Origin of the sequence: Pedobacter sp. AK017, from assembly GCF_014200825.1 — a bacterium.
GTDB lineage: Bacteria > Bacteroidota > Bacteroidia > Sphingobacteriales > Sphingobacteriaceae > Pedobacter > Pedobacter heparinus.
Genome location: NZ_JACHCW010000004.1, coordinates 340,876 through 367,575, shown reverse-complemented (window position 1 = coordinate 367,575; position 26,700 = coordinate 340,876). Strand labels below are relative to the sequence as shown.

Here is a 26,700-nt window from a genome sequence, read left to right as displayed (position 1 = left end):
ATTATTAAATAATGTTTTTATTAAAATATTCATATTAATTAAGATATATATTGTATACAATATATAATTTATTAGGTTTGTAATACATTACCTGAAAGGCTGTTAAAACAAGCAGAGATTTTTTAAACTAACCAAATATAAATATGTTACTTAAACCACTAAGGCTTTGTGGGCTTATTACTTTCAGGGTAATAATTTCCTGGGTATTACTGATGACTTTATCAATCCAAAGTAATGCTCAAAGCAGAAAAATTTCAGGTAAAGTGACCTCTGATGACAATGAACCGCTCTTTGGTGTCACCGTATTTGAAAAGGGTACTAAAACCGGGGCTACTACTGACGCCGACGGTAAATTTGTACTTACTGTTTCAAATGCAAACGCTACATTATCCTTCAGATATGTCGGCTACCAGTCAAGAGACATTCCTTTAAACAACAGAAATACCATAACGCTTGCGCTTAAAGCATTGGACAATGCCCTGAACGAAATTGTAGTTGTTGGCTACGGCACAACAACCCGGAAAGACCTGACAGGTGCTGTTGGCCAGGTCAAAATGAACGAATTTGAGAAAGCCCCAGTAAAATCATTCGATGAGGCCCTTGCGGGTCGCGTAGCCGGGGTACAGGTTTCAGGCGCTGATGGACAGCCTGGCGAAGTCAACACCATTGTAATCCGTGGTGCAGGTTCTATCACTCAGGACAACTCACCCCTATATGTCGTGGACGGCTTTCCACTGGAAGATGCAAACAACAATTCAATAAACCCAGCTGATATTGAATCTATTGATATCCTGAAGGACGCATCGGCTACAGCCATATATGGCGCAAGAGGTGCAAATGGGGTCATCATCATTACCACCAAAAGAGGAAAAGCAGGTGAGCCCGTGATCGCTTATAATGGTTACTACGGTTTTCAGAAAAACACGAAGACCATAGACCTGATGAATCCTTATGAATTTGTAAAATACCAGCTGGAGCTCGATCAGGCAAATGCGACTACCACTTACCTGAGCAATGGAAAAACGCTGGAGGATTACAGAAATGTGAAAGGACTCGATTTCCAGGATCAGATTTATAGAAATGCGCCCATGCAAAGCCACGATATCTCACTGAGAGGCGGATCTGATAAAACACGTTATTCAATTTCCGCCAATATCATAGACCAGAATGGAGTAATTTTAAACTCTGATTTCAGGCGTTATCAGGGACGCATTACCCTGGATCAGAATGTAAACCGAAAGTTGAAAGTAGGTGTAAACCTGAACTACAGCTATACCATTTCCAATGGAACAATAGTCAATGCCTCCTCCTCTACCCAGTCGGCCAGCACCAATCTGCTTTATGCAGTGTGGGGCTACCGTCCTGTTACCGGTAACGACAATAACCTGGATGATGAACTGTTTGATCCTGGTTTTGATTACAATGTAATTGCCGATTACAGGGTCAACCCCGTAATCTCTGCCAAAAATGAGCTCCGCAGAAACTTAACCACAGGATTAATTGCCAATGCTTATGCCGAATACAAAATTATCCCTTCACTGACCTTAAGGGTAACCGGTGGCATTACCAATAATATGCTCAGAAATGAATCCTTTTATAACTCCCTTACCCAAGCTGGCAATCCCCGTAATTCAAGTGGAGTAAACGGATCTATTTACTATAACCCTGCCACAACCTGGCTAAATGAAAATACGCTTACCTATAAAAAAATATTTAACAAAGTACATAACCTGACCATACTTGGAGGTTATACCATGCAGGGAAACAAAACTGCAAGAAATGGTTTTAACGCACTGAACGTTCCAAATGAGTTGTTAGGACTTGACGGTCTGGACGAATCACCTTCTCTGATCGGTACTTCGTTAAGCTCCAGGTGGGGGCTTTTGTCTTACCTCGGACGTATAAATTACAATTACAATTCAAAATATTACCTGACAGCTTCTTTCCGATCCGACGGATCTTCAAAATTTGCCCCTGGAAAGCGCTGGGGCTACTTTCCTTCCGGGGCATTTTCATGGCGTATGAGCGGTGAGGAATTTATGAAGAAATTAAAATTTGTTTCCGAAGCAAAACTCCGTCTTAGCTACGGGGAAACCGGTAACAACAGGGTGGGCGACTTTCCTTACCTCGATCAGATTACCCAACCCAATTCTGCAGGTTATTCTTACGGCAACGGCTCTCCGTCAAAAGGTGCTATATTAACTGCTTTTGGAAATGCCAGTCTGAGATGGGAAACTACAAAGCAGGTAAACATTGGCTACGACCTTAGCCTGTTTAAGCAGCGCATCAACTTAACTGTAGACTTGTACAAAAAAACTACGCATGACCTATTGCTGCAAGCTCTTCTACCCTATACCACCGGATTGTCAAATGCCTACAAAAATATAGGTAAAATGCAAAACAATGGACTTGAAATTACACTAAACACCGTCAATATTAATGGAAAAACATTCAGTTGGAACTCCAATTTCAATATCAGTTTCAACAAAAACAAAGTACTTGCACTTGCTGAGAACCAAACTTCTCTAACCAGTCCGGTAAGTTTCGATCAGAAATGGAATGCACTTTCTCCTTACATTGCTGTTGTAGGTCAGGCAGTAGGCCAATTATATGGTGCCATCTGGGATGGAGTTTATCAGTATGAAGATTTTGATAAAAGTCCCCAGGGTGTTTACACACTAAAAGGCAATATCCCCAGAAATGGCAACCCTACAGTGCAGCCCGGGGATATCAAGTATAAAGATATCAATGGTGATGGAAATGTTAATGCCTCAGATTTCACGGTAATCGGACGTGGTCTGCCTGTACATACAGGTGGCCTGTCAAATAATTTTATCTATAAAGGTTTTGACCTGAATGTATTCCTGCAATGGTCCTACGGGAACGACATCATCAATGCCAACCGCCTGCTCTTTGAGGGGAATGGAAAACAGTCCAGGTTCTTTAACCAATATGCGAGTTATGCCAACAGGTGGCAGCCCGATAATCCCAGCAATACTTTATTCCGTACCGGGGGACAAGGCCCTTTCTATTATTCCAGCAGAGTAGTTGAAGACGGCTCATACCTCAGGCTAAAAACCATTTCACTGGGCTACAATGTACCTGTAAAAATATATAAAAAAGCCAATCTCAAAAGTTTAAGAATCTATGCTTCTGCCCAGAACATTGCTACCTGGACAAATTACTCTGGACCAGACCCTGAAGTCTCTGTAAGAAATTCAACGCTTACACCGGGGTTCGATTTTTCAGCCTATCCACGTGCAAGTACACTCATATTCGGATTAAACTTATCGCTCTAACCTGTTAATTATTAAAAGTATGAAACCGATAAAATATTTTTACCTCATTATGCTGACAGCCATCACCATTTCCTGTCAGAAAGTACTGGACACCAATCCGACTGATTTTATTGATCCTTCGGCCTTTTACAAAACACCCGAACAACTGCAAAGTGCCTTAAATGGCGTATATAATGCCCTGGGTACGCAAGAAGTATATGGAAACAACTACCTGTATATGTTTAATACCAACACAGACGAATCTTATGGCCGGACAGTAGAACTTACTCCCTCTTATCAGTATGATGCGGCGGATGCAAAGAACGAGTTATTCTGGAAAGGACTTTACACCGGTATTGAAAGGGACAATCTGCTGCTTTCAAAATTGGATGATGTACCGATGGATCAAACCGCAAAGAACGTCATCAAAGGACAGGCTTTATTCCTTCGGGGCTTTCAATATTTCATGCTGGTCAGCAATTATGGAGATGTTCCATTGATCCTCAGCCCAACAGCCTCTGTAACACAAGTGAATGTTGCCAGGACTCCGATGAAAAATGTTTATGCACAAATTACCAAGGATATGATCGATGCTGAAGCCCTGTTGCAAACACAGACTGCCACTGCACTGGGCATGGGCGGAAAGGTTACCCGTACGGCGGTACAGGGCATGCTGGCCAGGGTATATCTGTATATGGCAGGATTTCCTTTAAACGATACAGAAAAATATAAGGATGCACTGTTCTGGGCCAATAAAGTAGTTCATCCTTCTGGGAATGCACCTGAACATGCCTTAAATCCGGATTACCGCGATGTATTCTTAAAATATGCAAAAGAACAGTACGATGTAAAAGAAAGTATGTGGGAGCTGGAATTCTGGGGCAACAATACCGGAGGTGTCAACTTTGGAAATACTTATACCGGCAGGTTCTGCGGCATTTTGTGTAATGATGCGAATAAAGGTTTCAGTTCAGGATCTATAAACGCAACCCGAAAACTTTACAACTCCTACCAACTCAACCCATTAAGTACTGCTACACCAAATAAGGCTTCTTTTGACTGGAGAAGAGATTGGAACTGTGCCAATTATACCTGGGGCAGCGGAGCAACGGCTGTAAAAACCACTGTAACCAATACCTGGCTTATGAATGCCGGAAAATGGCGCAGGGAGTACGAAATTGTTGAGCCCAAAGATAAAAACTATACTTCTCAGAATTTCGCTTTTCTGCGTTATTCAGATGTATTGCTCATGCTTGCAGAAGCCGAAAATGAAGTAAACGGACCTGCTAATGCTTATCAATATGTAAATATGGTCCGCAAAAGGGCTTATGGCTTATTGTATGGAAATGTTGTAAAACACATTGCTGTAACCAACGGAGGTTCTGGCTATACAAGTATACCAACTGTAACCATTAATGGTGGTGGTGGCAATGGGGCTACTGCTGAGGCAAGTATTTCGGGTGGGTCAGTTACCGGCATCACCATTACCGCAGCAGGGACATTGACCACTGCCGGCCCGTACTACAGCTCAGCTCCTGCTGTAACCATTACCGGTGGCGGGGGAACGGGTGCTACTGCTATAGCCACCATTACCCAATCTACCGATGCGGACCTTTCCGCATTACAAATCTCCAGCAAAGCAGAACTATTAGCTGCGATAAAGGAAGAAAGATCAAGGGAGCTTTGTTTTGAAGGGTTAAGAAGGAACGACCTGATCCGATGGGGAAAATTTGTGGAAGACATGAAAGCCTTTCTGGTCTATGCAAATGCCAATGCAGGCACAGCAGCAAACATCACCACTGCAGCTACCAAAGTTTCTTCCAGGAACATTTTCATGCCCATCCCGATCCATGATATTCAATTGAATAATTTATTAGTACAAAACCCCGGCTATTAATCTTAAAGCTATGAAATGCATATATATACTGTTTTTTGCCCTATTCTTATCCCTTTCCTGTAAAAAAATGGATGTAGCACAGCCCAACTTTGAGGTGCAGTTAAACAAGCTTCAGTATAAAGTTAACGATACGGTCAGGTTTAACTTTTCGGGTAGCGTAGAAAATATTGTTTTCTATTCCGGAGAACGTGGCTTCAGATACGCAAATAAAGACGAGGTAACTATAGAAACCGGTATTCCGCAATTGCAGTTTACAACTGCTCTTGCAGGGGTGGCACAAGCAAATTCACTTAAAATACTGGTTACCAAAAACCTGTTGGGCAATACCCCGGAAAACCTGTTGGCTACCAGCTGGACCGACATCAGCAGCCAGGTAACCCTGGCCAGTAATTCTACCAGCACCGTATCTGGAATTGTAGATCTGAGCCCATACGCTGCCGAAGGAACGCCTTTTGCACTGGCATTTAAGTATGCGGCAATAATGAGCCCTACAGCTGCACAACCAACCTGGGTGGTCCGTGCCTTTTCCATCAGCAACCTGTTTCCAGATAATTCATCAGTACCGCTTGTTACGCTGGCCACCGGGCCATGGACTTCATATAACTTCAAAAATCCAGCTGCAGCATGGACCGTTTCGGCAACAGAACTAAGAATGAATGGCAGTGCCGCAAATACTCCTGATAATGAAGACTGGCTGGTTACCGGACCTTTAATCTTAAAGGCAACAAAGGAAGTGGCTGATTTTGGTTTGTCCATACAAAATATTGCCGGCCGGAGATTAAGCAATTATGATTATATATATAAAACTCCCGGCGTATATAAAGTAACTTTAGTAGGCTTTAATAATAACATCGATGCCAATAAAGCAGTTGTCAGGGAAGTTGAAATTACGGTAATACCATAAAAAATCCGGAGATGAAATTATTCAGAAATATCTTATTTTTTATAGTCCTTATAGGAGGAAGTATAGCAAAGGGGCAGAATCTTGCTGTTTATGACAATTCAAAACCCGTTGTATTGCTGCAACCATTGGATATGCTTAGGGTTAAACAAATCGAAGCGATGTTACCCGAAAAACCTTCTGGATTTGGCGAGACCTATAAAAACCGCAAAGAATGGAACAGACTGCTGAACTCCAGGAAATACGACAAATTGCTTAAAAGTGCCGACAGCTCATTGACGGAGCCCTTTCCGGCCTGGAGCGATACGGATTACCTTGCCTACTGGACTAAGGGAACTTCTGTACCGGGGAAAAACATGCTCCAAAAGCGCCTGCTCTGGTTAACCCGATATGTATTTGCAGAATGTCTTACCGATCAGGGAAAATATACAAAGGCTGCAGAAGATGCCATACTTGAACTGTGCCGGCAGAAATCATGGGTAAATCCGACACATGATTACAATAAGGTAAATTTTGAAGGCAAAAAATACCTGGTAGAGTTGTCTGCAGTAAGTTATGCCCACCATATTGCACAGGCATTATATTTATTGGGTGACAAGATCGGCCCAAAGGTTAAAGATGAGGCCATCAAAGCTTTACGCCTAAGGGTATTTGACCCCGTGTTAAACTCAGTGGCCACCGGCAATAGCGAAAATTTCTTTTTAACCAATACAAATAACTTTAATGCAGTCTGTCTTTCCGGAACAGTGGGTGCTGCTGAAACCATCCTCAATGATAAAACAGAACGGGCCAAATTTATTGCCATTGCAGAACGCTACCATAAAAATGGTGTGCACGGTTTTTTGCCCGACGGCTATTGTACCGAAGGTCTGGGTTATTACAATTACGGTTTTGGCCATTTCGTACTTTTACGTGAAACGGTATACAGAAACACCGGAGGCCAGATAGACCTGTTTGCAGATCCAAAAGTTAAACTTATTGCTGAATTTCTTCCTAAAACAGTAATTATTCATGGTGTTTTCCCTTCAATTGGCGACTGCCGGCCTTATACCCAACCTTCTGCTTTCATTTTATATTACGTGAACCGGAACCTGGGTGTAGATGTATCGGACTTTAAAAAGACGGCTTTTGAAGGCCGTTCTACTGAGCTTGCAGAAAGTATCCTGGCAGTTTTTCCGGAAAAAATATCTTCTGCACAGGTAACGGTAAAAAGCAAGAGCAACGAACTAAGGTCTTATTTTGACCAGGCTGGTGTACTCACTGTACGCCCCGGCAAAAACTCAGCCATGGATATGGGCGTTGCCATTAAAGGGGGCAACAACAATGAGCACCACAACCACAACGACATTGGCTCTTTTTCTATAGTAGTTGGGGATGAAGTTTTGATGGGCGATCCGGGTATTATACCCTATACTTCCAAAACTTTTGGTCCCGAAAGGTATACCTATAAAACCATCGCTTCCTATGGGCATCCTGTACCTCTCATTGCAGGTAAAGAACAAATTCCTGGTGCAGCCGCAAAAGCCAATGTCATCAGCACCAGCTTTAACAATGACCAGGATAAACTGCTGATGGATATTGCCTCTGCATATCCGGTAAAGGAACTGAAAAAGCTTGAACGGGAATTCACCTATAACCGCAAACCAAATGGTTTTCTGACAGTTAAAGACAATTTTAGTTTTAGCAATACCCAAACCTATGAAACAGCTTTAATAACCAGGGGTAAATGGAAGCAGGTCGGTCCCGGAGCAATTGAAATCACAGGCAAAAAAGATAAACTACTGGTTACAATAGAAAGTCAGGATGGGTTTGAAATCAAAAGTGAAGAGCTGTCTGAAGGTGGCCTTCCTTATACGCGTCTAGCCATCCGGCTCAACAAACCTGTTCAGGAGGGTACGATTTCAATGGTCTTTAAACCAATCAGATAATGAAGTTACAAGAGATTATGGGCCAATACAGAATGATGTTATTGGTCATTTTTCTGGTTCTTGGAAATACAGGGGTAAAATCTGCTGTTATTAGCTCTTCAGCTACAGGAGGAAACTGGAACACGGCATCCAGCTGGGCCGGTGGAATTGTCCCCATAAGCACCGATACTGTAAAAATCATAGCAGGCAGTACCATAACGGTAAACCTGAGCGGGACAGTTACAGTAAAAAGCTTAACGCTCACAGGAACCTTGAATTTTGCATCCGGATCTGGTACCCTGATGGTAAACGGGAATCTGCTGATCAACAGTGGTGGAAAGCTGGATGCCTTTAATGGAACAATCGGCAAAAGTGTAACCATAAATGGAGATTTGACCAATAACGGGTCAATGGAATTTTCAAGAGCCGGAAGCATCCTGAAACTCGGAGCTGCCGCTTTAGCAGGCAGTATCAGCGGTTCAGGAAATTTTAACATCATCCGCCAGTTGACAATAGACAATATAAACGGTGTAGTGTTAAATGCAGCAATAAGTATCTCCAACACGCTTCTGCTAAATGAGGGTACATTTACCAATGGCAGCCTACTTACCCTCAACAATACAAGCATAGGAAATGGTACTGCATCGGCACAATGTATCATTCAGCGTTCGCAAAGTGCAACCCTTGCAAATACTTATACACTGGGTGCAACAGCATCACTTTATCTGTCCTATGTGCACAACCCCGCAAAAGCCGGAGCGGGCATTTCGGAGGGCAATGAAATGCCTGCATCCAGGTCCTTGTTTCGCATAACCGTAAATAATGCAGCAGGTATCTTTCTGAACGATGATGTAACCCTGCGTTCTTCAAGTTCTGCACTGGTGCTGACTTCAGGTGTGATCAATTTACCAGCAGGTAAAACCCTCATCTGTAATCATATCAATAACACAAATACCAGCGGCAATGCCTCCAGTTATGTAAACGGCGGACTGGCGATGGCCGTAGGAACAACTGCAACTACAAGGATATTCCCTGTTGGCACCAGCGGTCAAAACCGCAAAGTGACATTAACAGGCCTCTCGGCTTCATCGGGCACCTTAATCATCAGGTTTGCAGTAGAAGCATCTGGTACACCAATTATCGGCTCAGGCCTTACTTCCCTCTCCAATAAAAGGGTATGGAAAGGGGATATATTAAGCGGAACAATGAACAATTATACAAATATTACGATTGACCATCAGCCAGATGATTCCATTTCCGGATCAGTAGTTGACGCCAGGATCGCGAATTCAATCTCGTTAAACGGAACATATAACAGCCTTGGGGCAGGATCAAACACTTTTACAACTATAAAATCTCCAACGGCAAGTTATACGGCATTGGGCTGGTTCGCTTTAGGGGCTTTACTTCCGCCAACCAGCACCTATTACATTGCAGCTGATGGCAATGATGCTGCAGATGGAAAAACAACCACCACCCCTTGGAAAACTTTGAACAAAGTAAATGGCCAGGTTTTCAACACAGGAGATTCCCTGCTGTTCAGAAGAGGCGATACCTTTAATGGCAAGCTGCTGGTCAAACATACTGCAAACCTTTATATTGATGCTTATGGAACAGGAGCAAAGCCTGTAATCAGTGGTGCGGCAGCTATAAATACAGCCTGGACCGTTTACAGCGGTAACATCTGGCAAACGGCCTTTAGTTCAGGCCAACCAGCTGAAATCAGGTCACTGATTAAAGGGAACAAGCTGTTACCCATAAGCCGCTACCCCAATCCCAATGTAAATAACGGGTATTTAAACTTCGAATCCTTCTCTGGAAATACCCAGATCACTGACAATGACCTTTCATCTACCCCAAACTGGACCGGTGCCGAGTTCGTTTTAAGGTCGCATCCATTCCGTTTGATACGTACAAAAGTAACCACACACAGCGGAAATACGATTACCTTTCCTGATCCGGTTGACCTTGGCATCAAAAATGGCTTCGGCTATTTTTTTGTGAATGACCTGAAAGCCATTGACCAGGAAGGTGAATGGGCTTACAAACCATCAACAGGTACAATTTACGTGTATGCAATATCAGACCCAAACCTTGCCAGTTACGCCTTTTCCAGGGAAGATACGGTTTTACAGGCAGACACCCTTAATCAACTTGTGATCAAAAACCTGGACATTAAATATGCCGGCAAACTGGCATTGCTGTTAAACAAAACAACTGCGGCAATGATAGACAGTGTCGACATTTCCTATTCGGGTGGTGATGGAATTGTACTGGGCAACAGCAACCAGGCTACCATACAAAACTCAAGTGTATCAGATGTAAACTGGAGCGGAATCTTCAGCCAGGCAAACAGCGACCGCATTACCATCAGCCACAACAATATTTCAAACATCGGAAACGCAGCCTATGGCAAGGGGAAAACTTTTGCCGGTATAGATTGTAATTCCGCCAATTCTATTGTTTCCTATAACAAAGTATTTAAAACAGGCTATTCAGGTATCATTTCTGCCGGGGTCAACAACCTCATCAAAAGAAATGTAATCGACAGCGTGGTGCTCTTGCTAAACGATAACGGTGGGATCTATACCAATGACAACATCAATAAGACCAACGGAACTTTAATTGAAGAAAATATCATCACAAACAGTATCGGCGAGTACCTGGGTGCCCCGGTTGCCAGTTTGGCCAGCGGCATCTATCTTGACAACTTATCCGAAGGCATCACCGTCAGTAACAATACGGTTGCCTTTGTGAATGGCTATGGTCTTTACGGACATTTGCTGCAGGGAGGCAATAAGTTTTACGACAATACTTCTTTCCAGAGTGCCTTATCCGAAATGCGGCTTCATGTTCCTGCCAGCATACCACAAACTGACGTCCGCGGAAACCTACTGGTTACCAACGATCCCGCAGTGACCCACAATGTATTGCTGGGCAACTGTCCCGATTATACGTATGCCGAGATCGGCCTGTTCAAAGATAATTATGTGATCAATCCATTTAATGATAAAACCATACGCTTCAATTATAAAGAAGGCAGCAGCAGTCCAAATATCCGCTATAATTCAGTATACGAATGGGAAACCGCAGCAGCACAAATCAGTGGAACAGTCGCTTCCCCCTTAAAATATCCATTGGGCACCACCCCATCAGAGGTCATTAAGTTTTACTATAATACGGCTGGTACAAACCAGAGTTTTACTTTACCTGCAGGCTCATTTATCGATGTGAAGAACCAGGCTTATTGCGGAACCTTAACTTTAGCACCTTACAGTTCTGTCATACTTTTAAAAGCCAGTTCGCTCAGTTGCCTTAGTCCGGATTCTTGTGGAATACCGGCAAATATGACACTGGTGCAGACTTCCGACACCACTGCATCACTTAGCTGGGATACTGTTGCTGCTGCCATCAATTATGATGTGCGTTACAAAGGTACGGCGGATACTGATTGGAAATACTACCATAATGTTTTTGGGACCTCGGCATTATTGCTCCATCTGGATCCTGAAAAAACTTACGAATATCAGGTAAGGTGCAGCTGCTATGGAACTGAAAGCAACTGGAATTCACTGCAGGATAGTGCCACCAGTACTGCTGCAATGGCAACTCCGAATAAGAAAATTCAGCTTAGCGATATAAAAATTGCGCCTGCAATTGCACCAAAGTCAAACCTGACCGCCTACCCCAATCCTTTTAAAACCCAAACTACAGTAGCTTTTAATCTTCCCTTAACCCAGGATAAAGTAACTTTAGAAGTTTATAATGTGATGGGAAGCAGGGTGCAAAGGTTATATGAAGGCAAAGCATACGGCGAACAGCCTTACGCTTTTGAATTTGACAGAAAGCTCCTGCCTGCAGGTATCTATTTTATCAGGCTTACTACCTCACAACAAACAAAACATTTTAAAATAGTAATTACAGATTAATGATAGAGATTATATAATGAAGAAGCATACATTTTACATCACACTCGCCGTGTCATTATTCCTGATGACTATATCCCCCGGCAATTTTGCCCAAACCTATCAGCCCGAATGGCAGTCGCTCGATAAAAGGCAGACCCCCAGCTGGTGGACTGATGCCAAGTTCGGTATTTTCATTCATTGGGGCCTGTACTCCGTTCCGGCTTACGCACCTGTTAACGAGGTTAAAGGAGTTTACGAAAAATATGCTGAACATTACGAAAACAGGCTGATACAAGGCAATAAATTATTTACCGACCACCATAAGCAATTTTATGGGGAGCAGTTTAAATACAGCGATTTTGCGGCAATGTTTAAAGCAGAATACTTTAAGCCAGAAGAATGGGCCGATCTGTTTGCTAAATCTGGGGCAAAATATGTGGTGTTGACTTCCAAGCACCATGATGGATTTTGTTTATGGCCAAGTGCTGAAAGTAATAAATGGAACAGTGTGGATGCCGGGCCTCACCGTGATCTGGCTGGCGATCTTACAAATGCAGTTAAAGACAAAGGCTTAAAAATGGGTTTTTACTATTCACTGCTAGAATGGAGCAACCCGCTTTATAAGCCCCAAACCATAGACAATTATGTAGAAAACCACATGTTACCTCAAATGAAGGACCTCGTAACCCGATATAAGCCAGAGGTGATCTTTGCAGATGGAGAATGGGATTACCCATCAGAAAAACTCAGGAGTCCCCAATTCCTTTCCTGGTTGTATAACGAATCGGCGGTAAAAAACACAGTTGTTGTCAATGACCGATGGGGAAAAGAAACCCGCAGTAAACATGGCGGCTATTACACTACCGAATATGACCTGGTACACGATGCCAAAGGTATTGGCGAAAAAGCAGCACATCCATGGGAAGAGAGCCGTGGCATAGGTACTTCTTATGGTTTTAACCGGTTTGAAACATTGGAGCATTATTTTACAAGTAAACAGCTGGTAGACCTACTGATTGATAAAGTGAGTAATGGCGGTAACCTGCTGCTCAATATTGGTCCGGATGCCAATGGCTTAATCCCTATAATTATGCAGGAGCGCCTGCTGGATATAGGTGCCTGGCTAAAGGTGAACGGAGAGGCCATATACGGCAGCAGTTCTTGGATAGGCGGGGCAGCAAACCAAAAGGACAAAGGTATTTTTTACACCCAAAAAGGTAAAGATATTTATATAATATGCACAAAATGGCCACAAACTGATATGACAATCGGAACGATTAAAAAGGCAGGCAAAGTTAGTTTGCTGGGTTCCGCTACACCTGTCAAGTCGGAGATAAAGAGAGGAGAATTACACATAATCCCTCCCATCCTGAATCCGGCAACAATGTCATGCCAGTATGCCTGGGTATTTAAAGTAAAAGTGATATGAAGTTTAAATTAATTCTGGCTTTTGCGCTGTTCATCCAAACCTTAGATGGGTTTACACAGAATGTCAACAAACCCCTTTTCCCCTCTGGTAGTAAGGTTTGTTTTGTAGGGAACAGCATTACCAATAACGGGGAATATTACAATGATCTGTGGATGTATTATGCCACACGGTTCCCGAATGCGCAAATACGCTTTTACAATTGTGGAATATCCGGCGATGTTGCCGGTGGAATCTTAAAAAGGATGGACCGGGATATCCTGTCCCATCAGCCAACACATGTGGTAATGATGATTGGAATGAACGATGTGAAACGTGATCTTTATGGAAAAAACCAGGCCAGCAATACCTTGAAGGAAAAGGCATTGGCCGAATACAATGACAATACTGATGCTGCAGTCGGTATTTTAAAAAAGCGGGTTGGCAATGTTATCCTCCTTCAGCCTTCAATTTATGATCAGACGGCAGTTATAGAAACAGAAAACCTGTATGGTGTCAACGATGCCCTGCAGCGTTGTGCCCGGCAAATGCGGGTTCTGTCAGAAAAGTACCATACCGGACTGGTAGATTTTCAAACCATTCTGCTCCGCATTAATAAAGAAGAGCAGCTAAAAGACCCTGCTTTTACCATCATCGGTAAAGACAGGGTACACCCCTTATCTGCAGGTCACTTTGTAATGGCCTACCAGTTCCTTAAAGACACGAAAGCACCTCAATATGTATCAAAGCTTGTGATCGAAAATAGTCTGGCGGCTTCTCAAAAAAATAGCTTTAATGCAGAAATAAAAAAACAATCCAGTAAAAACAACCGCTTAACTTTTGAATGTATTGAAAAAAGTCTACCCTGTCCGGTTAAAGAATCCGCAAAAAAAGCGCTCAGCTGGATACCTTTTAACGAAGAGTTTAACACAGAGTTGCTGCAGGTAAAACACTTAACACCTGGAAGCTATAATCTTTTTATTGACGACGCTTTGATAGCAACTTTCAGTGCAGAAGCTCTTTCGACAGGAATTAACCTTGCAGTTTACCAAAACACACCCCAATACCAGCAGGCCATGAAAGTAATGGATGCCTGCTTAAAATACCGGGATACGGAAGCAGTGATACGCAATCTTAGGTTTGTTGAATTTATGCAGCTATCCGGCCTTAAAGATCAATCTGATCTGCATGTAGTAGAACAATACCTTGTTAAAAGATTGGAAACTTTAAAAGATAGTGGGCATTATGAATATTACCAGAAACAATTTAAGAACTACATTTTAAAGAAGGGCGCTGAGGCAGAAACCTTAAAAAAATTACTCTTACTTGCTGCCACTATTTACCAGGTAAACCAGCCAAAGCCACATCTTTTTAAAATTGAGAAACAATCCTAGAGAACGTTGAGAAAATAAAACCTGAAAATGGAAAGAAGGAATTTTATAAAAAACATAGCAGCATTTGCCGCACTTCCTGTTGCTGCCCCACTACTGGCTGCTGTAAACAATGGTTACATTAAACCTGCCGCAAAAATCTTATTGCGCTCGTCATGGCAAACTGTAAACATTGGCGACATAGGCCATACCTTTGGTATTATGGAACTGTTTAATACCTACTTACCTGGGGCGGAGGTAACGCTATGGCCAAACAACCTGGAGAACGGAGTGGATGTGTTGTTAAAGAAGAGCTTTAATAAACTAAAAATTGCAGAGGGAAAGATTGATGCAGAAGGAAAGCCAACAACACCAGAATTGCAGCAGGCATTTGAAAATTGCGACATCATGGTACATGGTTCAGGGCCCTGGATAGTTGTTCCGGCAGACCTTGCAGCCTGGCATAAGCAAACTGGCAAACCTTTTGGCATGTATGGAATTTCGCTGGTTGATGCTGATGTGGCCGCTTTAAGTTTAATCAACAAAGCTTCATTTATCTATTGCAGGGATACAGCCTCATTGGATTATTTAAAATCACTACATTCTGAATGTCCTGTAACCGAGTTTGCCCCGGACGCTACTTTTGCAATTAACCTTAGAAATGATCAGCTTGCAAGCAATTATTTACAATCAGCGGGTTTAAATAAGGGAGAATTTATCTGCGTAATTCCTCGTCTTAGGTATACCCCCTACTGGAAAATGAAAGGACTAAAACCTACTGAAGAGGAAGCAAAGAAATACATGATCTCGCAGTATTATAAAGATGTAGACCACGCTAAACTTCGTGAGGTGATGATCAGGTGGGTAAGGGAAACAGGCTTAAAGGTATTGGCCTGTCCGGAAGTGATTTACCAGGTAGAGCTATCCAAAGAAATATTAGTTGACCCACTTCCTGAAGATGTAAAAAAACATGTGATATGGCGTGATAAATACTGGATTCCTGACGAAGCACAATCGGTATATGCGCAGGCAAGGGCACTGATCAGTTTCGAGATGCATTCCCCGATCATAGCGTTTTCATCAGGTGTACCTGCAATCCATTTAAGGCAACCTACAGATACACGGAAAGGGCAAATGTGGGCCGACATAGGCCTGCCCGAATGGCTTTTTGAAATTGATTTTACAAGCGGTAACCAGATTGGGGATGCACTAATGGAAATTCATCGGGATTACTTCAGCGCAAAGAAAAAACTGGCAAAAGCAAAGGATTTTGTGACCTACAGACAAAAAAAATCCATTCATCGCCTTATGGATGTTAGCTAACATTAAAGCTACACATCTTCCATGCCATACTGTTTTAAAACATCCGCAGGTACCCCCTCCCAACGGTTTGGTGCATTTCCTATATAACCAAGGTCTTTTACACCCATTTCTGTAGTATAAAATCCGGAAGCAGTAAGGTTACGCATCAGGGTAAAAAATGCAACACCCTGCTCCAATCCTGGTTTAACCTTTTCCGGATAGGCAATGTCATCTACCATTTCAATCTGCTGGCTTGCAGAAGCGTCTTTAAAGGCTTTTTGGAACCTGTTTAAACACTGCAGGTCCAGCCATTTCAGGCCGCCGCGCATGGGTGTCTGATGTGAAGGTATATCTTTTACAATAAACTCTATAAAGTCGGGCACTTTAGCTTCCGATGCACTGCCAGATTTATCATCTTTAGGAATAATAATGTCGGCCAATACAGTTATCGTAGCCATTTCATGGTCGTTAAAAAACTTATAGCTGTTTAACTGCTTATCACGTTCTATTTCAAAGGCCTGCCTCCCAGGCTGGGCTCCATCTTCAACTTTTGATGTTTTTTCTTTACCAGGTTTGCAGGCTTCTATAACCATTCCTGCACTTATTGCTGTTAAGCCAATGGCTTTTAAAGAATCGCGTCTATTCATTATCTATTTAATCTGATCAGCTAATGTTTAATTTTTCTTTTTGCTGCAAAATATATTCAGCAGTACGCATAGACAAGGCTAAAATAGTCCAGGTTGCGTTTTTATCGCCCTGTTGAACAAAAGGAGCAGCATCTACTACAAATAGATTTTTACAATCATGCGCCTGACACCACCTGTTTAAGGCAGATTTTTTTGGGTCATCGCCCATTCTTACCGTTCCTACCTCATGGATAATTTTACCTGGGGTCTCCAAACCATAATTGGTATCCGCACCAGGGGGCTCATTTGCAACAGCCCCCATTGCATGCATAATCTCTTTAAACGTTTCCTGCATGTGCCTTGCCTGCTTCACTTCTTCAGGTGCCCATTTATAATTGAACCGAAGTACAGGGATACCGTATTTATCCACCACCTTGGGATCTATTTCACAATAATTGCTTTCCCTGGCAATGGCTGTCCCCCTGCCCGCCATCCACACCCCACTGCCAAAAAAACGACGATAATCGTCCTTCAGACCTGTACCATATCCGCCCGCTGGTTTCATCTTTCCATCCCTACCCGGTACTGTTCCATTTTTCTTTTCCATCCCCCAGCCAAAGTTATAACCAGGAATTCCAAATCCACCACCATATTCTATGTGATAACCCCGCGGAAAATCAAGCTTCTTGTTGTCCAGCCACCATGGAGAATAGATATGCACACTACCTGCACCATCTTCATTATACCTTTTCCGATCCAGCAACTGCGGCAAATAACCACCCATACTGGCACCGGTAGAATCGTGAAGGTATTTCCCTACCACCCCACTATTATTCGCCAAACCATCCGGATGGGCAACTGATCTGGAATTGAGCAGCAAGCGTGCAGATTCACAAGCACTGGCACCCAAAATAATAGTTTTACCACGAACCTGGTACTCCTGCATATCCTTGGTATTTACATAAGATACCCCAGTAGCCAGGCCAGTTTTATCCGTTAAAACTTCCCTTACCATCGCATTGGTAATTACTGTCAGGTTACCTGTATGAACTGCGGGTATAACCAAACAGGATGATGATGAAAAATCGCCATATACCTTGCATGACCGGCCACATTGTCCGCAATAAAAACAAGGTGCACGGTCTTTATTATTGGACAAAGCTTCCGTTAGTACGGCACCTCTGCCAGGTATCACTTTCACGCCAACCTTTTGCGCGGCCTTTTTAATAAAAAGTTCATTAAGCCTTGGCTTCGGTGGTGTCATAAAAATACCATCAGGTTCACTTTCTATTCCTTCAACCGTACCATACAGACCGATCATCCGGTCTACCTTATCATAAAATGGCTTTAATTCCTGATAAGTAAGTGGCCATTCATCCGTAAGTCCGTCTTTCGGTTTAAAATCATCGGGGCCCATTCTTAAAGAAATGCGTCCCCAGTGGTTGGTACGTCCACCAAGCATTCTTGACCGGTACCATGCAAATTCAGAATCATTTTTTTGGGTATAAGGTTCTCCTTCCAGCTCCCAACCACCATAAGAACCGTCAAAATCACCAAATGGCCGTATAGTATTGGCACCTCTTCTTGGTGATTCCCAGGGCCATTTTAATTGCTGGGAATCTATACGGGGATCAAAATAAGCACCAGCTTCGAGCATTAAAACCTTTAGACCTGCATTGGCAAGTACATATCCGGCCATTCCGCCGCCTGCACCCGATCCTACTACAATGGCATCATACTCGATACCCGTTTTTTTTATTTCGAATTCGTTCATTTATAATTTCGTTTTCATCAAATCAGGTCTCTCATCCTGGATGATTACAATTTAAACAGTTTATTTAAAGATTCAATTTTATTTTGAGAAAAACGTAATTTAAATAGCTCCCGTTCTAATACGGGCAGAAACTATTTTTAACAAATCAGCAAATAACCTACTCGGTCTTCGAATTGGTAAGTGTGGCGCAAATGTATTATGGAATAAAAAAGCACGCTGGACTGTTGATGGAAAATTTTATACTTCTTCTGGCGTAAGTGCTGGAATGGACATGGCTTTAGGCTTTTTAAGCGATAGACACGGGAGTGAATTTGCAAGGCAAGTTGCGTTTGAAATTGAATATAATTGGATGGAAGAGAAGGACAATGATACCTTTACAGCTATAAATTAATAAAAGAAATCACTTACTCCTCAAATGTGGCAGCGGCTATTATCGCAATATCAGGAAATGGAGGAGTTGCTGGTCAAAAAGTAACAATTGTGGTCAAGAGAGGCGGCAATCAGGTAGGAGCACCAATTGATGCCGTAGCCGATGCCTCAGGAAATTTCTCTAAATCTGCTCCGCTATCGTTTTCTAATTCCCTTATTAGGGAGTGGCCAACCAACTACCAACCATGCACAGCACCAAAAATGCAGCGGAAAGAAGAAGAGTCGAAGTTCTAAAAAGCAATAAAGGCAGGTGATTCAAATGCGATTGCGGTTAACCCACTTTATATACCTTCCGGCAATATTGAAGAAAATCCGCTTTATAATCCGGCTTCAAGAGCGATCAATGAATCAGGTGTATCCGTCAAATCAAATACAAAATCAAAAAATTAAGTAGTAAACCTACATAGGTTTAAATTAAGATTTTAAGGGATAATAAAAATGTACCACATCCTCCCCTGTTGCACCAGTAGAACGATAGAAATCCAGGGCATAATCATCTGCCACATCTGCCTGTACAAATACTTCTTCTACGCCTATATTTTTGCAGTAATTTTGGATAGCTGCTATCAGCATCTTACCAATACCCTTACGCTGGTATGCAGTAGCTACCGCGAGGTCATAAATATACACCAATGGCGATGTGGAATAATATTGCCGCAAAGTATAACTTGTTAAGCCGCCGATTACCTCGCCATCCCGGAGCACTACAAATACAAAAAAATCATCCCTGGCCAATAACCTCTCCAGATGATCTGCAGGGGGCATTACAAAGTCTTTCATTTCAAAAACTTCTTCAAATAGCCTGATCAAAGCGTCAAAATGAGCAACATCCTTTGTTTTTTGTATACTACAATTTATCATGTCTTTACCAACCCATCCTTTTTATTTAAGATTTTCTAAGTCGTTTTCTATTGTTCAAATATATGATTTGTACATTTATTTCAGCATCACCCTCAAAAACCTATAACGTTAGATTCTGCAGTGTATATGTGCTGTAAACAGCCATGATAACAAGTTTTCATAGTGTACGTTTACCCATAAAAATAGGCCTTACGCTCCCAATTCAGCGGGACCTCTCAACGCAAAAAAACTCCTTTTTGTCGTTTTCACACCCTATTTATTTTGCAGTTAAGCAGTACATTTGAATACAACAAAAGATAAAAAGTTATGACACTTATCAATCCACATATTAATTTCAACGGAAATGCTGAAGAAGCATTTACTTTTTACAAACAGTTTTTGGCGGAGAATTCACAAAGATCATTCGTTTCAAAGACCTGGCAAGCGCTGAATTTCCTATAGCAGAAAAAGAGGAAAATAAAATCATGCACATCGCTTTACCAATTGGTAAACATAATGTATTGATGGCTAATGACATTCCCGAATTTATGGGAAAAGTAAATGAGAATGAGCATAGAAGTAAAATTTCAATAAATACAGAAAGTAAAGACGAAGCTGATAAATTATTCAATGGCCTTTCCGTAGGTGGAACAATCGAAATGCCTATTACCGATAGCCCCTGGGGTTCATATTTTGGTATGTTTAGAGACAAATATGGCATTGAATGGATGGTGGAATTTAATCCCACTCCCCTCATACCCTCACTTCCATGAAGGAATACGCTGGCACCGTGATATATTAAAGGATCTATGATTCACTATGGCAGCCCCAGCTAAAACATCGATTGCGTTTAAAATAATTTTCAAACTTATCTAATCAGTTGGGTGTTGATCAATACCAGATATATGATTTGATATGCCAGAAGGACCATCTATAGTGATTTTAAGAGAACTTATTGAAGAACTTGATTTGGAAGGACAAGAGGTTATAGCTCTTAGCGGAAATACAAAAATCGAGAAAGATAGAATGCTCCATCACAAAGTAAAGGCCTTTAAAAGCTGGGGCAAGCATTTCCTGATTTGCTTTGAAAATTTCAGCCTCCGGATACATTTCATGATGTTTGGAACCTATCGAATCAACGAACGTAAACAGACTCCTGCAAGACTAAGTCTATCATTTGAAAATGCGGAACTCAATTTCTACACATGCTCTTTAAAATATGTTGAAGGTGATGTTAATGTAAACTACGATTGGTCTTCTGACATCATGGCTGAGCAGTGGGATCCTAAAAAAGCCTTAAAAAAAATGAAAACAAAGTCGCAAGCATTGATCTGTGACCTATTACTGGACCAGGAAATCTTTTCAGGCCTGGGCAATATTATAAAGAACGAAGTTCTTTATAGGGTGGGTATTCACCCATCAAGTGTAATCGACTCAATTCCAGTAGCTAAACTTAAATTACTGATAACAGAAGCCAGACAGTACAGTTTTGATTTTCTGAATTGGAAAAAAGCCCATGTCCTGAAAAAACACTGGCTGGTAAACACCAGGCAATTTTGTCCGCTTAAACATCCGCTGATCAAATCATACCTTGGAAAAACCAAAAGAAGAACGTTTTTCTGCCCGGTTTGTCAAATACTATATCATTAACAATAGAGCAGTTATACCGGTTTATTATTTAGGTAATTTTCTACCTGTTCACCTAGCTCAGCCACTAAAGCTCTAACCACTATACCTTCCCCACACCAAATTTTTCCGGTTTTGCCAATCTCCTGCCAGATCAGTCCAAGTGAGGTAAGCTGATCAAAAACCTCATATTTGAGTTCTTCTCTGGCAGGAACCACTAACAATGATTTGATTTCTCCTTCGATGGTCACCTGAATCTCAAAAGGTTCCCATTCTTCTGCTATTTTTCCCATAAGTTCAATTCTTTAGCAGGACAGCAAAAATTTTAAAGCTGTTTCTGGTTTCCATAATTATAATAGCGTTTAAGTGATGCGTTAACTACCAAGCCTTTAACTTCCACATTGGTCAAAAAGTTTTAAATACTGATGAAAAAAGCATAAAAACAAATTGACCAGCTAAAACAGGAAATCAACAACACTAATACAATTGTTAAATATTTTTTAAAATAAATTAAACAAAAAACATTTCTTGAGGTTGTATTGCCTCAGGAACGTCAAATCAATCACAATTCATATTTATAAATTTAATACATGAAAGCAAATCCTACCAATCGCTCCTATTTCTACCGTAACGGGCTCACCATCGTTTTTCTACTTTTGTTTATCGTAACACTTGGTGCGCAGGCATTGACCGGCTGGAAACAACACAACCAGGATCTGAAAGAAAACAATGCGCAACAGATCGGACTGGGCAGTTACCTGAAAAGCGGACATTTCATCTCAGCTACTTTCGAGAATTTCGAGAGCGAATTTCTGCAAATGTCCCTATATGTACTTCTGACCATATCACTCCGACAAATAGGTTCAGCAGAATCCAAACAACTTGATGAGCCTGAAGAAGTAGATCGCACCCCACAGGCTTATTATGATGCCCCCTGGCCAGTCAAACAAGGGGGCTGGATCCTGAAACTCTACAGCAATTCTCTATCGATCTGCTTCGGGACCCTGTTCTTTGCCAGCTGGGGATTACATTTCTATGGAAGCTGGCAGAACCACAATGTAGAGCAAATCACCAAACACTTACCCACATCAAGTGTCATGGACTACCTGGGACAACCTGAATTCTGGTTTGAGACCTTTCAGAACTGGCAAAGCGAATTCCTATCCGTAGCTTCTATTGTATTTTTAACCATTTACCTTCGACAGAAAGGCTCTCCGGAATCAAAACCTGTCGATTCCCCGCACCTGGAAACCGGTAAATAGTTAACTAAACAATTCAGGCACTTACCAATAAAAACAGGCTTTGAATTATATTCAAAGCCTGTTTAAAGAAATAAATTATCATTAATTTTATTTTTTTAAGATCGACAATAATTCATCTAATTTTTCAAGAGTTGCAATCATACCTTGTTCCATTCCCATTTGTATAACCGTTTCCAGGTCGGCAAGGGATTTGTAGGTTACTTTGGTTTCTACAAGAGCATTGTCATCCTTGTCCATAAAATTTACCAGCCACTCTGCGCGGGGTAAGTCTTCATTTATTTCACCTTCTGCATTAGAGAAAGCGTCTAAGGCTGTATAAAAATCTATCGGTTTAATCTTCAGGTATTCTGTCAAACCCCAATATTCAGTGCCATTGGGTTCTACCATTGCGTAATGCCATAAACCGCCTTCGCGAAAGTCCATTGACTTTGTCTTTGTAGTTAATGGTTTTGGAGCGAACCATTGGTTCAGCAGTTCGGCCTTGGTATAACAGTCCCAAACCAGTTGTCGGTCAGCTAAAAATTCACGCCTGATGGTCAGCGTATTTTTTGCCTTCTCAGCAATGAAGTCGAATTGTAGGTTGTGTTTCATTATTTTTTCTTTTTAATGGTTAATAAAAGATCGTCTAGTTGTTGGAAACGGGTCTCCCAGATCTTACGGAATTGTTCCAGCCAGCTGTCTATTTCTTTCATTTTATCAATTTCAAGCTGATAATGAATTTCCCGTCCCTGGTGTTCCTGTTTCACTAATTCACATTCAGTCAATATTTTTAAATGTTTTGATATGGCTTGCCTGGTGGTGTCAAAATGCTCGGCAAGGGCACTGGGTGTCATTGCTTGTAATGCAATTAACGCAATAATGGCCCTTCTGGTTGGATCAGCTACCGCTTGAAAAATATCTCTTCTCATTGATTATGATCTTGAATAGTTAAACTTATCCTTTGATCATTGGCAGGTATTTTTCCCTATTGTCAATAATCACCCACAGGATAATGCCGATCAATACAAATACGATAGGCAAACCCGATGGTGCCATATTGATGTTGGCAAGAAGAATACCTGTTAAAACAGGTAAAATTACTATCGCACCAAGAGCCCTTGTTCTGTCAAAGATCAATAATAAACCTCCGAGTATTTCAATGGAACCAACCAACGGCATAAGCCAGCCTATCTCCATAAACGCTTTTCCGGCTTGCACCATTTTTTCAGGCATTTCCTTTGGTATCGGCATATAATGAAAGAATTTATCCAATCCCGTATTAATAAACATCAGGCCAGTGAGCAGACATAAAACAAAAATTATCCTTTTCTTCATTGTAATTTATTTAAATAGTAAACCAATTGGTTGCAAATATAAAAGCAACCGATCAGTTGCACAAATTTATTTTCAAAAAAATTACTCGCTCCTACTTTTAGTAGCAGGTTGGATTAAAACCAACCTTGCAGAGGTTAAACATAATCAACCAGAAAAATGTTTCATGGATATGGAAGCACTAACCTTAATCGACCTAAATCAGATCAGCAAAACAGTGAGCGGCAAATACCACAATCTGCCCCTGAATATGGTAAACGACCACATCATCAGAATAAGCATCATGACCCTGCCTTATTATTGGCATTACCATCCCAATTCAGATGAAAATTTCCTCTGCCTGGAAGGCCAGCTGATTATAGAACTCCAGGATCAGCTTATCGAACTCAGCCCCGGACAGCTTTACACCATCCCCGCCAACGTACTGCACCGCACCAGGCCTAAAGGCGAGCGCTCAGTCAACCTTAGCTTTGAACTGGAATCCATGCAGACCATTAAAAAAGAACCAGAATCATAGTTTAAATCCCAGCAAACCCACTTATGCATCAGCAGTAAACGAAAAGATTCTATCCAAATCAAAGTCCCTTCCGCCGGCACAGTAGCCTGAAAAAAGCCATAGTAGAATAGTGAACCTGGGTTAAAATAACCTGTTATCGTACCAAGCGCAGATGATAGGTCTCAATTTCTTTCAAAGCTTCCAGAATACCGGTACGCTGACGCTGCAACAATACAATATGATCTAAATGTGAACCATAGTTCTCCAACACTTTATCATATTTTTCAATAGCAGCCTTCTCCCCGGTCTCAATTGCACTTAAAATAGCTGCATCTTCCTTACTATTTAAAGCCTGCTTAATGTCAATCCAGGTCCGATGCAATGCACCTAAAATGCCACCTTCCTGATTATCCGAATCGCCCCCATGCTGAGCAATGTGTTCCTTAAGTTCGTCTGCAAAATCCGCACGCTGCGCAGCATATTTCAAAAATACAGTTTTCAGTTCGCCGCTGTCTGTAGCTTCGCTTGCAGTGGCATAACCTTCTTTCCCGTCATTGACAATATTGACCAATCCTTTCAGGTCGCTGATGATCTCTCTGTTTGTTTCCATAGTATATTATATTTGTGTATAAAGAACAACAACAATGGCATTCTGTTTAAAATTTCAATAATATTTCCTCATGGCCGGAATTCTCGTCATACTCATACACAGGATACCCTCAGGGTTCCAGCTCATCTGCTGTAATAGCTTCCCAATGATATTAAAAGGATTCATAAATTGAGTTTTATAAGTTTAAAATTAGTTACCTGACAAAAAAGAATGGAGAACAATACTTTCAACAAATTTTAATAACGCTAAAACCAAAGTCCAGTAACATTGTTCAATAGGCAGATGCCAAATCGAAAGCATACCCTTAATCATCTACACATGAAAAACAAATTGAATAACCAAATTATGGAACATCTGTGCACCTTAAGCCTTCCTACTAATGGAAAAGAAAACATCGACCAGGGGGAACGGATCGTTTCCCTGTTGGGTGGAAGCTGGCTATTGTACAAGAGCCTGAAAAAAATCGGTAAACACCCCTTTCTCGGACTGCAGGGAGTAGCTGCAGGTGGACTCATGCTTTATCGCGGCGCTACAGGTATATGCCCGGTCTACCAACAACTTGGAAAGGACACTACCGATCCCCAGGCCATCAACATTACCGAGGATATTGTAGTCAATGCCCCGATAGACAAAGTTTATGCTTTCTGGCGGGAATTTTCCAATCTCCCTAAATTCATGGAACACCTGAAAAGCGTCGAAGAAGTCAGTGAGAAAATATCCTTTTGGACAGCCAATACCCCCGGAGGATTGACTGATATGAACTGGAATGCCGAAATTACCAGGGAAGAAAAGGGATCCTATCTGGGCTGGCAGTCATTGGAAGGTTCGATGATCGACAATGCAGGGAAGATAGAATTCCGGGAAACCTTAAACGGGACAGGAACTGAACTGCACATAGAAATCGATTACTTCCCTCCAGCAGGTAGTGTTGGCAGAGGCATCGCTTCGCTTTTCAACGGTATATTTGAACGCATGATCCGCCAGGACATTCAACGTTTTAAAACCTATGCAGAGGAAAACGATTTCAAACAATATGCAGGACTGGCTTTATAGGCAAACAAAATACGTTCAGCAAGTGTTATAAGTATACATAAACCTTAAAAAACAACATCATGGGAAATCTACTTTATACAATCGCAGTCATATTGGTCATCATCTGGGCCATCAGTTTTTTCGGTGGATTCTATACCGGCGGAATTATTCATATCCTGATCGTTATCGCAATCATAGCAGTCGTCCTCGGCGTAATCCGAAGAGCCGCCTAATACATAAAGGCTGTAGAAATTCCTGGCCAAATGTCTGTATTATTACTGGTCCTTCCTTTGTTGCTCCGGAATATGTCTTCTGAGTATAGTGTACAGCAAATCCAGGTCAAAAGGCTTACGTATATAACCATCGAAACCATTAGCCCCATATAGACGGTCGATATTGTAATTGCAGCTCATTGCAATCACGGGAAGGTGCGGATATCGCTGCTTAATTTGAAAGCAGGTTTGCTTACAGGCCTCGCCATTTAATCTGTAATCCAGCATTACCACGTGAGGCCTGTGCTGATCTATCAAGGAGAGAAAATCACCTTCAATATCTGCCACCGGCAAAACATCAAAGCCTTCCATCGTTAAAGCTTCTGTAAGCACATCCAAAATGGCGGCATCAGTATCTTGTACAATAATGGTTTCCATAAGCCCATTTATAATTTGCTTAATAAATATACGATTTTATTAAACAAAACCAATAAAAATAGCTTTATGCAGATCG

23 protein-coding genes and 1 pseudogene are annotated in these 26,700 nt (G+C 41.7%); 15 read left to right on the top strand and 9 right to left on the bottom strand.

The window, feature by feature from the left end:
- Positions 1-212 precede the first annotated feature (212 nt).
- The 8 genes from HDC92_RS08080 to HDC92_RS08045 are packed head-to-tail and all read left to right on the top strand — an operon-like array spanning position 213 to position 15,989.
- A complete protein-coding gene (locus HDC92_RS08080) occupies positions 213-3,299 on the top strand; it encodes a SusC/RagA family TonB-linked outer membrane protein (RefSeq protein WP_255484484.1) in 3,087 nt (1,028 codons plus the stop codon).
- A gap of 19 nt (positions 3,300-3,318) precedes the next feature.
- A complete protein-coding gene (locus HDC92_RS08075) occupies positions 3,319-5,175 on the top strand; it encodes a RagB/SusD family nutrient uptake outer membrane protein (RefSeq protein ID WP_015808416.1) in 1,857 nt (618 codons plus the stop codon).
- A 10-nt stretch (positions 5,176-5,185) separates the two neighbouring features.
- Positions 5,186-6,079, top strand: coding sequence for a DUF5017 domain-containing protein (locus HDC92_RS08070; RefSeq protein ID WP_183873630.1), 894 nt, complete (start codon positions 5,186-5,188; stop codon positions 6,077-6,079).
- 11 nt (positions 6,080-6,090) lie between these two features.
- On the top strand, positions 6,091-8,004 hold the full coding sequence (locus tag HDC92_RS08065; protein WP_183873628.1) for a heparinase II/III family protein: 1,914 nt from the start codon (positions 6,091-6,093) through the stop codon (positions 8,002-8,004).
- Positions 8,004-11,912 (top strand): T9SS type A sorting domain-containing protein, encoded by a 3,909-nt coding sequence (locus HDC92_RS08060; RefSeq protein WP_183873626.1) that lies wholly within the window; start codon positions 8,004-8,006, stop codon positions 11,910-11,912. The genes HDC92_RS08065 and HDC92_RS08060 overlap by 1 nt, the downstream gene beginning before the upstream one ends.
- A 16-nt stretch (positions 11,913-11,928) precedes the next feature.
- Positions 11,929-13,320 carry an alpha-L-fucosidase gene (locus HDC92_RS08055; protein WP_183873624.1) on the top strand — a complete coding sequence of 464 codons (1,392 nt, stop codon included), beginning with the start codon at positions 11,929-11,931 and terminating at the stop codon, positions 13,318-13,320.
- Entirely contained in the window at positions 13,317-14,690 is a 1,374-nt protein-coding gene (locus HDC92_RS08050) for an SGNH/GDSL hydrolase family protein (protein WP_183873622.1), read from the top strand. Before HDC92_RS08055 ends, HDC92_RS08050 begins: the two co-directional genes overlap by 4 nt.
- 27 nt (positions 14,691-14,717) lie before the next feature.
- Positions 14,718-15,989: a polysaccharide pyruvyl transferase family protein gene (locus HDC92_RS08045; RefSeq protein ID WP_183873620.1), complete on the top strand. Its 1,272-nt coding sequence runs from the start codon at positions 14,718-14,720 to the stop codon at positions 15,987-15,989.
- Positions 15,990-15,997: 8 nt separating this feature from the next.
- Here HDC92_RS08045 and HDC92_RS08040 read toward each other — a convergent pair whose 3' ends face one another.
- Entirely contained in the window at positions 15,998-16,615 is a 618-nt protein-coding gene (locus tag HDC92_RS08040; protein WP_183873618.1) for a gluconate 2-dehydrogenase subunit 3 family protein, read from the bottom strand.
- Positions 16,616-16,631: 16 nt separating this feature from the next.
- Entirely contained in the window at positions 16,632-18,368 is a 1,737-nt protein-coding gene (locus HDC92_RS08035; protein ID WP_183873616.1) for a GMC family oxidoreductase, read from the bottom strand.
- Between the two features lie 480 nt (positions 18,369-18,848).
- On the opposite strand from HDC92_RS08035, the gene HDC92_RS08030 reads away from it, so the two are divergent.
- Positions 18,849-19,031 carry a hypothetical protein gene (locus HDC92_RS08030; RefSeq protein WP_183873614.1) on the top strand — a complete coding sequence of 61 codons (183 nt, stop codon included), beginning with the start codon at positions 18,849-18,851 and terminating at the stop codon, positions 19,029-19,031.
- A 180-nt stretch (positions 19,032-19,211) separates the two neighbouring features.
- Here the strand turns inward: HDC92_RS08030 and HDC92_RS08025 are convergent, their stop codons facing one another.
- Positions 19,212-19,658 carry a GNAT family N-acetyltransferase gene (locus tag HDC92_RS08025; RefSeq protein WP_183873612.1) on the bottom strand — a complete coding sequence of 149 codons (447 nt, stop codon included), beginning with the start codon at positions 19,656-19,658 and terminating at the stop codon, positions 19,212-19,214.
- A 306-nt stretch (positions 19,659-19,964) separates the two neighbouring features.
- On the opposite strand from HDC92_RS08025, the pseudogene HDC92_RS08020 reads away from it, so the two are divergent.
- Both HDC92_RS08020 and HDC92_RS08015 read left to right on the top strand, forming a co-directional pair.
- A pseudogene (locus HDC92_RS08020) lies at positions 19,965-20,410 on the top strand (VOC family protein).
- A 142-nt stretch (positions 20,411-20,552) separates the two neighbouring features.
- Positions 20,553-21,287 carry a DNA-formamidopyrimidine glycosylase family protein gene (locus tag HDC92_RS08015; protein ID WP_015808428.1) on the top strand — a complete coding sequence of 245 codons (735 nt, stop codon included), beginning with the start codon at positions 20,553-20,555 and terminating at the stop codon, positions 21,285-21,287.
- An 11-nt stretch (positions 21,288-21,298) separates the two neighbouring features.
- On the opposite strand, the gene HDC92_RS08010 is transcribed toward HDC92_RS08015, so the two are convergent.
- Positions 21,299-21,556, bottom strand: coding sequence for a hypothetical protein (locus tag HDC92_RS08010; RefSeq protein WP_183873610.1), 258 nt, complete (start codon positions 21,554-21,556; stop codon positions 21,299-21,301).
- Between the two features lie 297 nt (positions 21,557-21,853).
- On the opposite strand from HDC92_RS08010, the gene HDC92_RS08005 reads away from it, so the two are divergent.
- Positions 21,854-22,525, top strand: coding sequence for a DUF6766 family protein (locus tag HDC92_RS08005; RefSeq protein ID WP_015808430.1), 672 nt, complete (start codon positions 21,854-21,856; stop codon positions 22,523-22,525).
- A gap of 87 nt (positions 22,526-22,612) precedes the next feature.
- Here the strand turns inward: HDC92_RS08005 and HDC92_RS08000 are convergent, their stop codons facing one another.
- The 3 genes from HDC92_RS08000 to HDC92_RS07990 are packed head-to-tail and all read right to left on the bottom strand — an operon-like array spanning position 22,613 to position 23,839.
- Entirely contained in the window at positions 22,613-23,116 is a 504-nt protein-coding gene (locus HDC92_RS08000) for an SRPBCC domain-containing protein (RefSeq protein WP_183873609.1), read from the bottom strand.
- The gene (locus HDC92_RS07995; RefSeq protein WP_015808432.1) at positions 23,116-23,433 is read right to left on the bottom strand and encodes an ArsR/SmtB family transcription factor; all 318 of its coding nucleotides are present in this window, start codon (positions 23,431-23,433) and stop codon (positions 23,116-23,118) included. Before HDC92_RS07995 ends, HDC92_RS08000 begins: the two co-directional genes overlap by 1 nt.
- Before the next feature lie 25 nt (positions 23,434-23,458).
- Complete coding sequence (locus HDC92_RS07990) at positions 23,459-23,839, bottom strand: DoxX family membrane protein (protein ID WP_183873608.1); 381 nt, start codon at positions 23,837-23,839, stop codon at positions 23,459-23,461.
- A gap of 169 nt (positions 23,840-24,008) precedes the next feature.
- Here HDC92_RS07990 and HDC92_RS07985 point away from each other — a divergent pair, with 169 nt between their 5' ends.
- The gene (locus HDC92_RS07985; RefSeq protein WP_221270933.1) at positions 24,009-24,353 is read left to right on the top strand and encodes a cupin domain-containing protein; all 345 of its coding nucleotides are present in this window, start codon (positions 24,009-24,011) and stop codon (positions 24,351-24,353) included.
- A 133-nt stretch (positions 24,354-24,486) separates the two neighbouring features.
- Here HDC92_RS07985 and HDC92_RS07980 read toward each other — a convergent pair whose 3' ends face one another.
- On the bottom strand, positions 24,487-24,942 hold the full coding sequence (locus tag HDC92_RS07980) for a ferritin-like domain-containing protein (RefSeq protein WP_015808435.1): 456 nt from the start codon (positions 24,940-24,942) through the stop codon (positions 24,487-24,489).
- Between the two features lie 318 nt (positions 24,943-25,260).
- Here HDC92_RS07980 and HDC92_RS07975 point away from each other — a divergent pair, with 318 nt between their 5' ends.
- Together HDC92_RS07975 and HDC92_RS07970 are read left to right on the top strand one after the other, a co-directional pair.
- On the top strand, positions 25,261-25,995 hold the full coding sequence (locus HDC92_RS07975; RefSeq protein ID WP_183873606.1) for an SRPBCC family protein: 735 nt from the start codon (positions 25,261-25,263) through the stop codon (positions 25,993-25,995).
- Positions 25,996-26,054: 59 nt separating this feature from the next.
- Positions 26,055-26,207, top strand: a complete 153-nt coding sequence (locus tag HDC92_RS07970; RefSeq protein WP_015808438.1) for a lmo0937 family membrane protein — start codon at positions 26,055-26,057, stop codon at positions 26,205-26,207.
- 42 nt (positions 26,208-26,249) lie between these two features.
- On the opposite strand, the gene HDC92_RS07965 is transcribed toward HDC92_RS07970, so the two are convergent.
- Positions 26,250-26,624: a response regulator gene (locus tag HDC92_RS07965; RefSeq protein WP_015808439.1), complete on the bottom strand. Its 375-nt coding sequence runs from the start codon at positions 26,622-26,624 to the stop codon at positions 26,250-26,252.
- Positions 26,625-26,700 lie beyond the last annotated feature (76 nt).

Excerpts from the sequence above, each read along its gene's own strand:
- HDC92_RS07990 (WP_183873608.1), bottom strand. The coding sequence starts at position 23,839 with ATGAAGAAAAGGATAATTTTTGTTTTATGTCTGCTCACTGGCCTGATG.
- HDC92_RS08010 (WP_183873610.1), bottom strand. The coding sequence starts at position 21,556 with ATGGGAAAAATAGCAGAAGAATGGGAACCTTTTGAGATTCAGGTGACC.
- HDC92_RS08080 (WP_255484484.1), top strand. The coding sequence starts at position 213 with ATGACTTTATCAATCCAAAGTAATGCTCAAAGCAGAAAAATTTCAGGT.
- HDC92_RS07975 (WP_183873606.1), top strand. The coding sequence starts at position 25,261 with ATGAAAAACAAATTGAATAACCAAATTATGGAACATCTGTGCACCTTA.
- HDC92_RS07985 (WP_221270933.1), top strand. The coding sequence starts at position 24,009 with ATGGAAGCACTAACCTTAATCGACCTAAATCAGATCAGCAAAACAGTG.
- HDC92_RS07995 (WP_015808432.1), bottom strand. The coding sequence starts at position 23,433 with ATGAGAAGAGATATTTTTCAAGCGGTAGCTGATCCAACCAGAAGGGCC.
- HDC92_RS08035 (WP_183873616.1), bottom strand. The coding sequence starts at position 18,368 with ATGAACGAATTCGAAATAAAAAAAACGGGTATCGAGTATGATGCCATT.
- HDC92_RS08040 (WP_183873618.1), bottom strand. The coding sequence starts at position 16,615 with ATGAATAGACGCGATTCTTTAAAAGCCATTGGCTTAACAGCAATAAGT.
- HDC92_RS07970 (WP_015808438.1), top strand. The coding sequence starts at position 26,055 with ATGGGAAATCTACTTTATACAATCGCAGTCATATTGGTCATCATCTGG.
- HDC92_RS08015 (WP_015808428.1), top strand. The coding sequence starts at position 20,553 with ATGCCAGAAGGACCATCTATAGTGATTTTAAGAGAACTTATTGAAGAA.
- HDC92_RS08050 (WP_183873622.1), top strand. The coding sequence starts at position 13,317 with ATGAAGTTTAAATTAATTCTGGCTTTTGCGCTGTTCATCCAAACCTTA.
- HDC92_RS08045 (WP_183873620.1), top strand. The coding sequence starts at position 14,718 with ATGGAAAGAAGGAATTTTATAAAAAACATAGCAGCATTTGCCGCACTT.
- HDC92_RS08000 (WP_183873609.1), bottom strand. The coding sequence starts at position 23,116 with ATGAAACACAACCTACAATTCGACTTCATTGCTGAGAAGGCAAAAAAT.
- HDC92_RS07965 (WP_015808439.1), bottom strand. The coding sequence starts at position 26,624 with ATGGAAACCATTATTGTACAAGATACTGATGCCGCCATTTTGGATGTG.
- HDC92_RS07980 (WP_015808435.1), bottom strand. The coding sequence starts at position 24,942 with ATGGAAACAAACAGAGAGATCATCAGCGACCTGAAAGGATTGGTCAAT.
- HDC92_RS08055 (WP_183873624.1), top strand. The coding sequence starts at position 11,929 with ATGAAGAAGCATACATTTTACATCACACTCGCCGTGTCATTATTCCTG.
- HDC92_RS08060 (WP_183873626.1), top strand. The coding sequence starts at position 8,004 with ATGAAGTTACAAGAGATTATGGGCCAATACAGAATGATGTTATTGGTC.
- HDC92_RS08070 (WP_183873630.1), top strand. The coding sequence starts at position 5,186 with ATGAAATGCATATATATACTGTTTTTTGCCCTATTCTTATCCCTTTCC.
- HDC92_RS08065 (WP_183873628.1), top strand. The coding sequence starts at position 6,091 with ATGAAATTATTCAGAAATATCTTATTTTTTATAGTCCTTATAGGAGGA.
- HDC92_RS08075 (WP_015808416.1), top strand. The coding sequence starts at position 3,319 with ATGAAACCGATAAAATATTTTTACCTCATTATGCTGACAGCCATCACC.
- HDC92_RS08005 (WP_015808430.1), top strand. The coding sequence starts at position 21,854 with ATGAAAGCAAATCCTACCAATCGCTCCTATTTCTACCGTAACGGGCTC.
- HDC92_RS08025 (WP_183873612.1), bottom strand. The coding sequence starts at position 19,658 with ATGATAAATTGTAGTATACAAAAAACAAAGGATGTTGCTCATTTTGAC.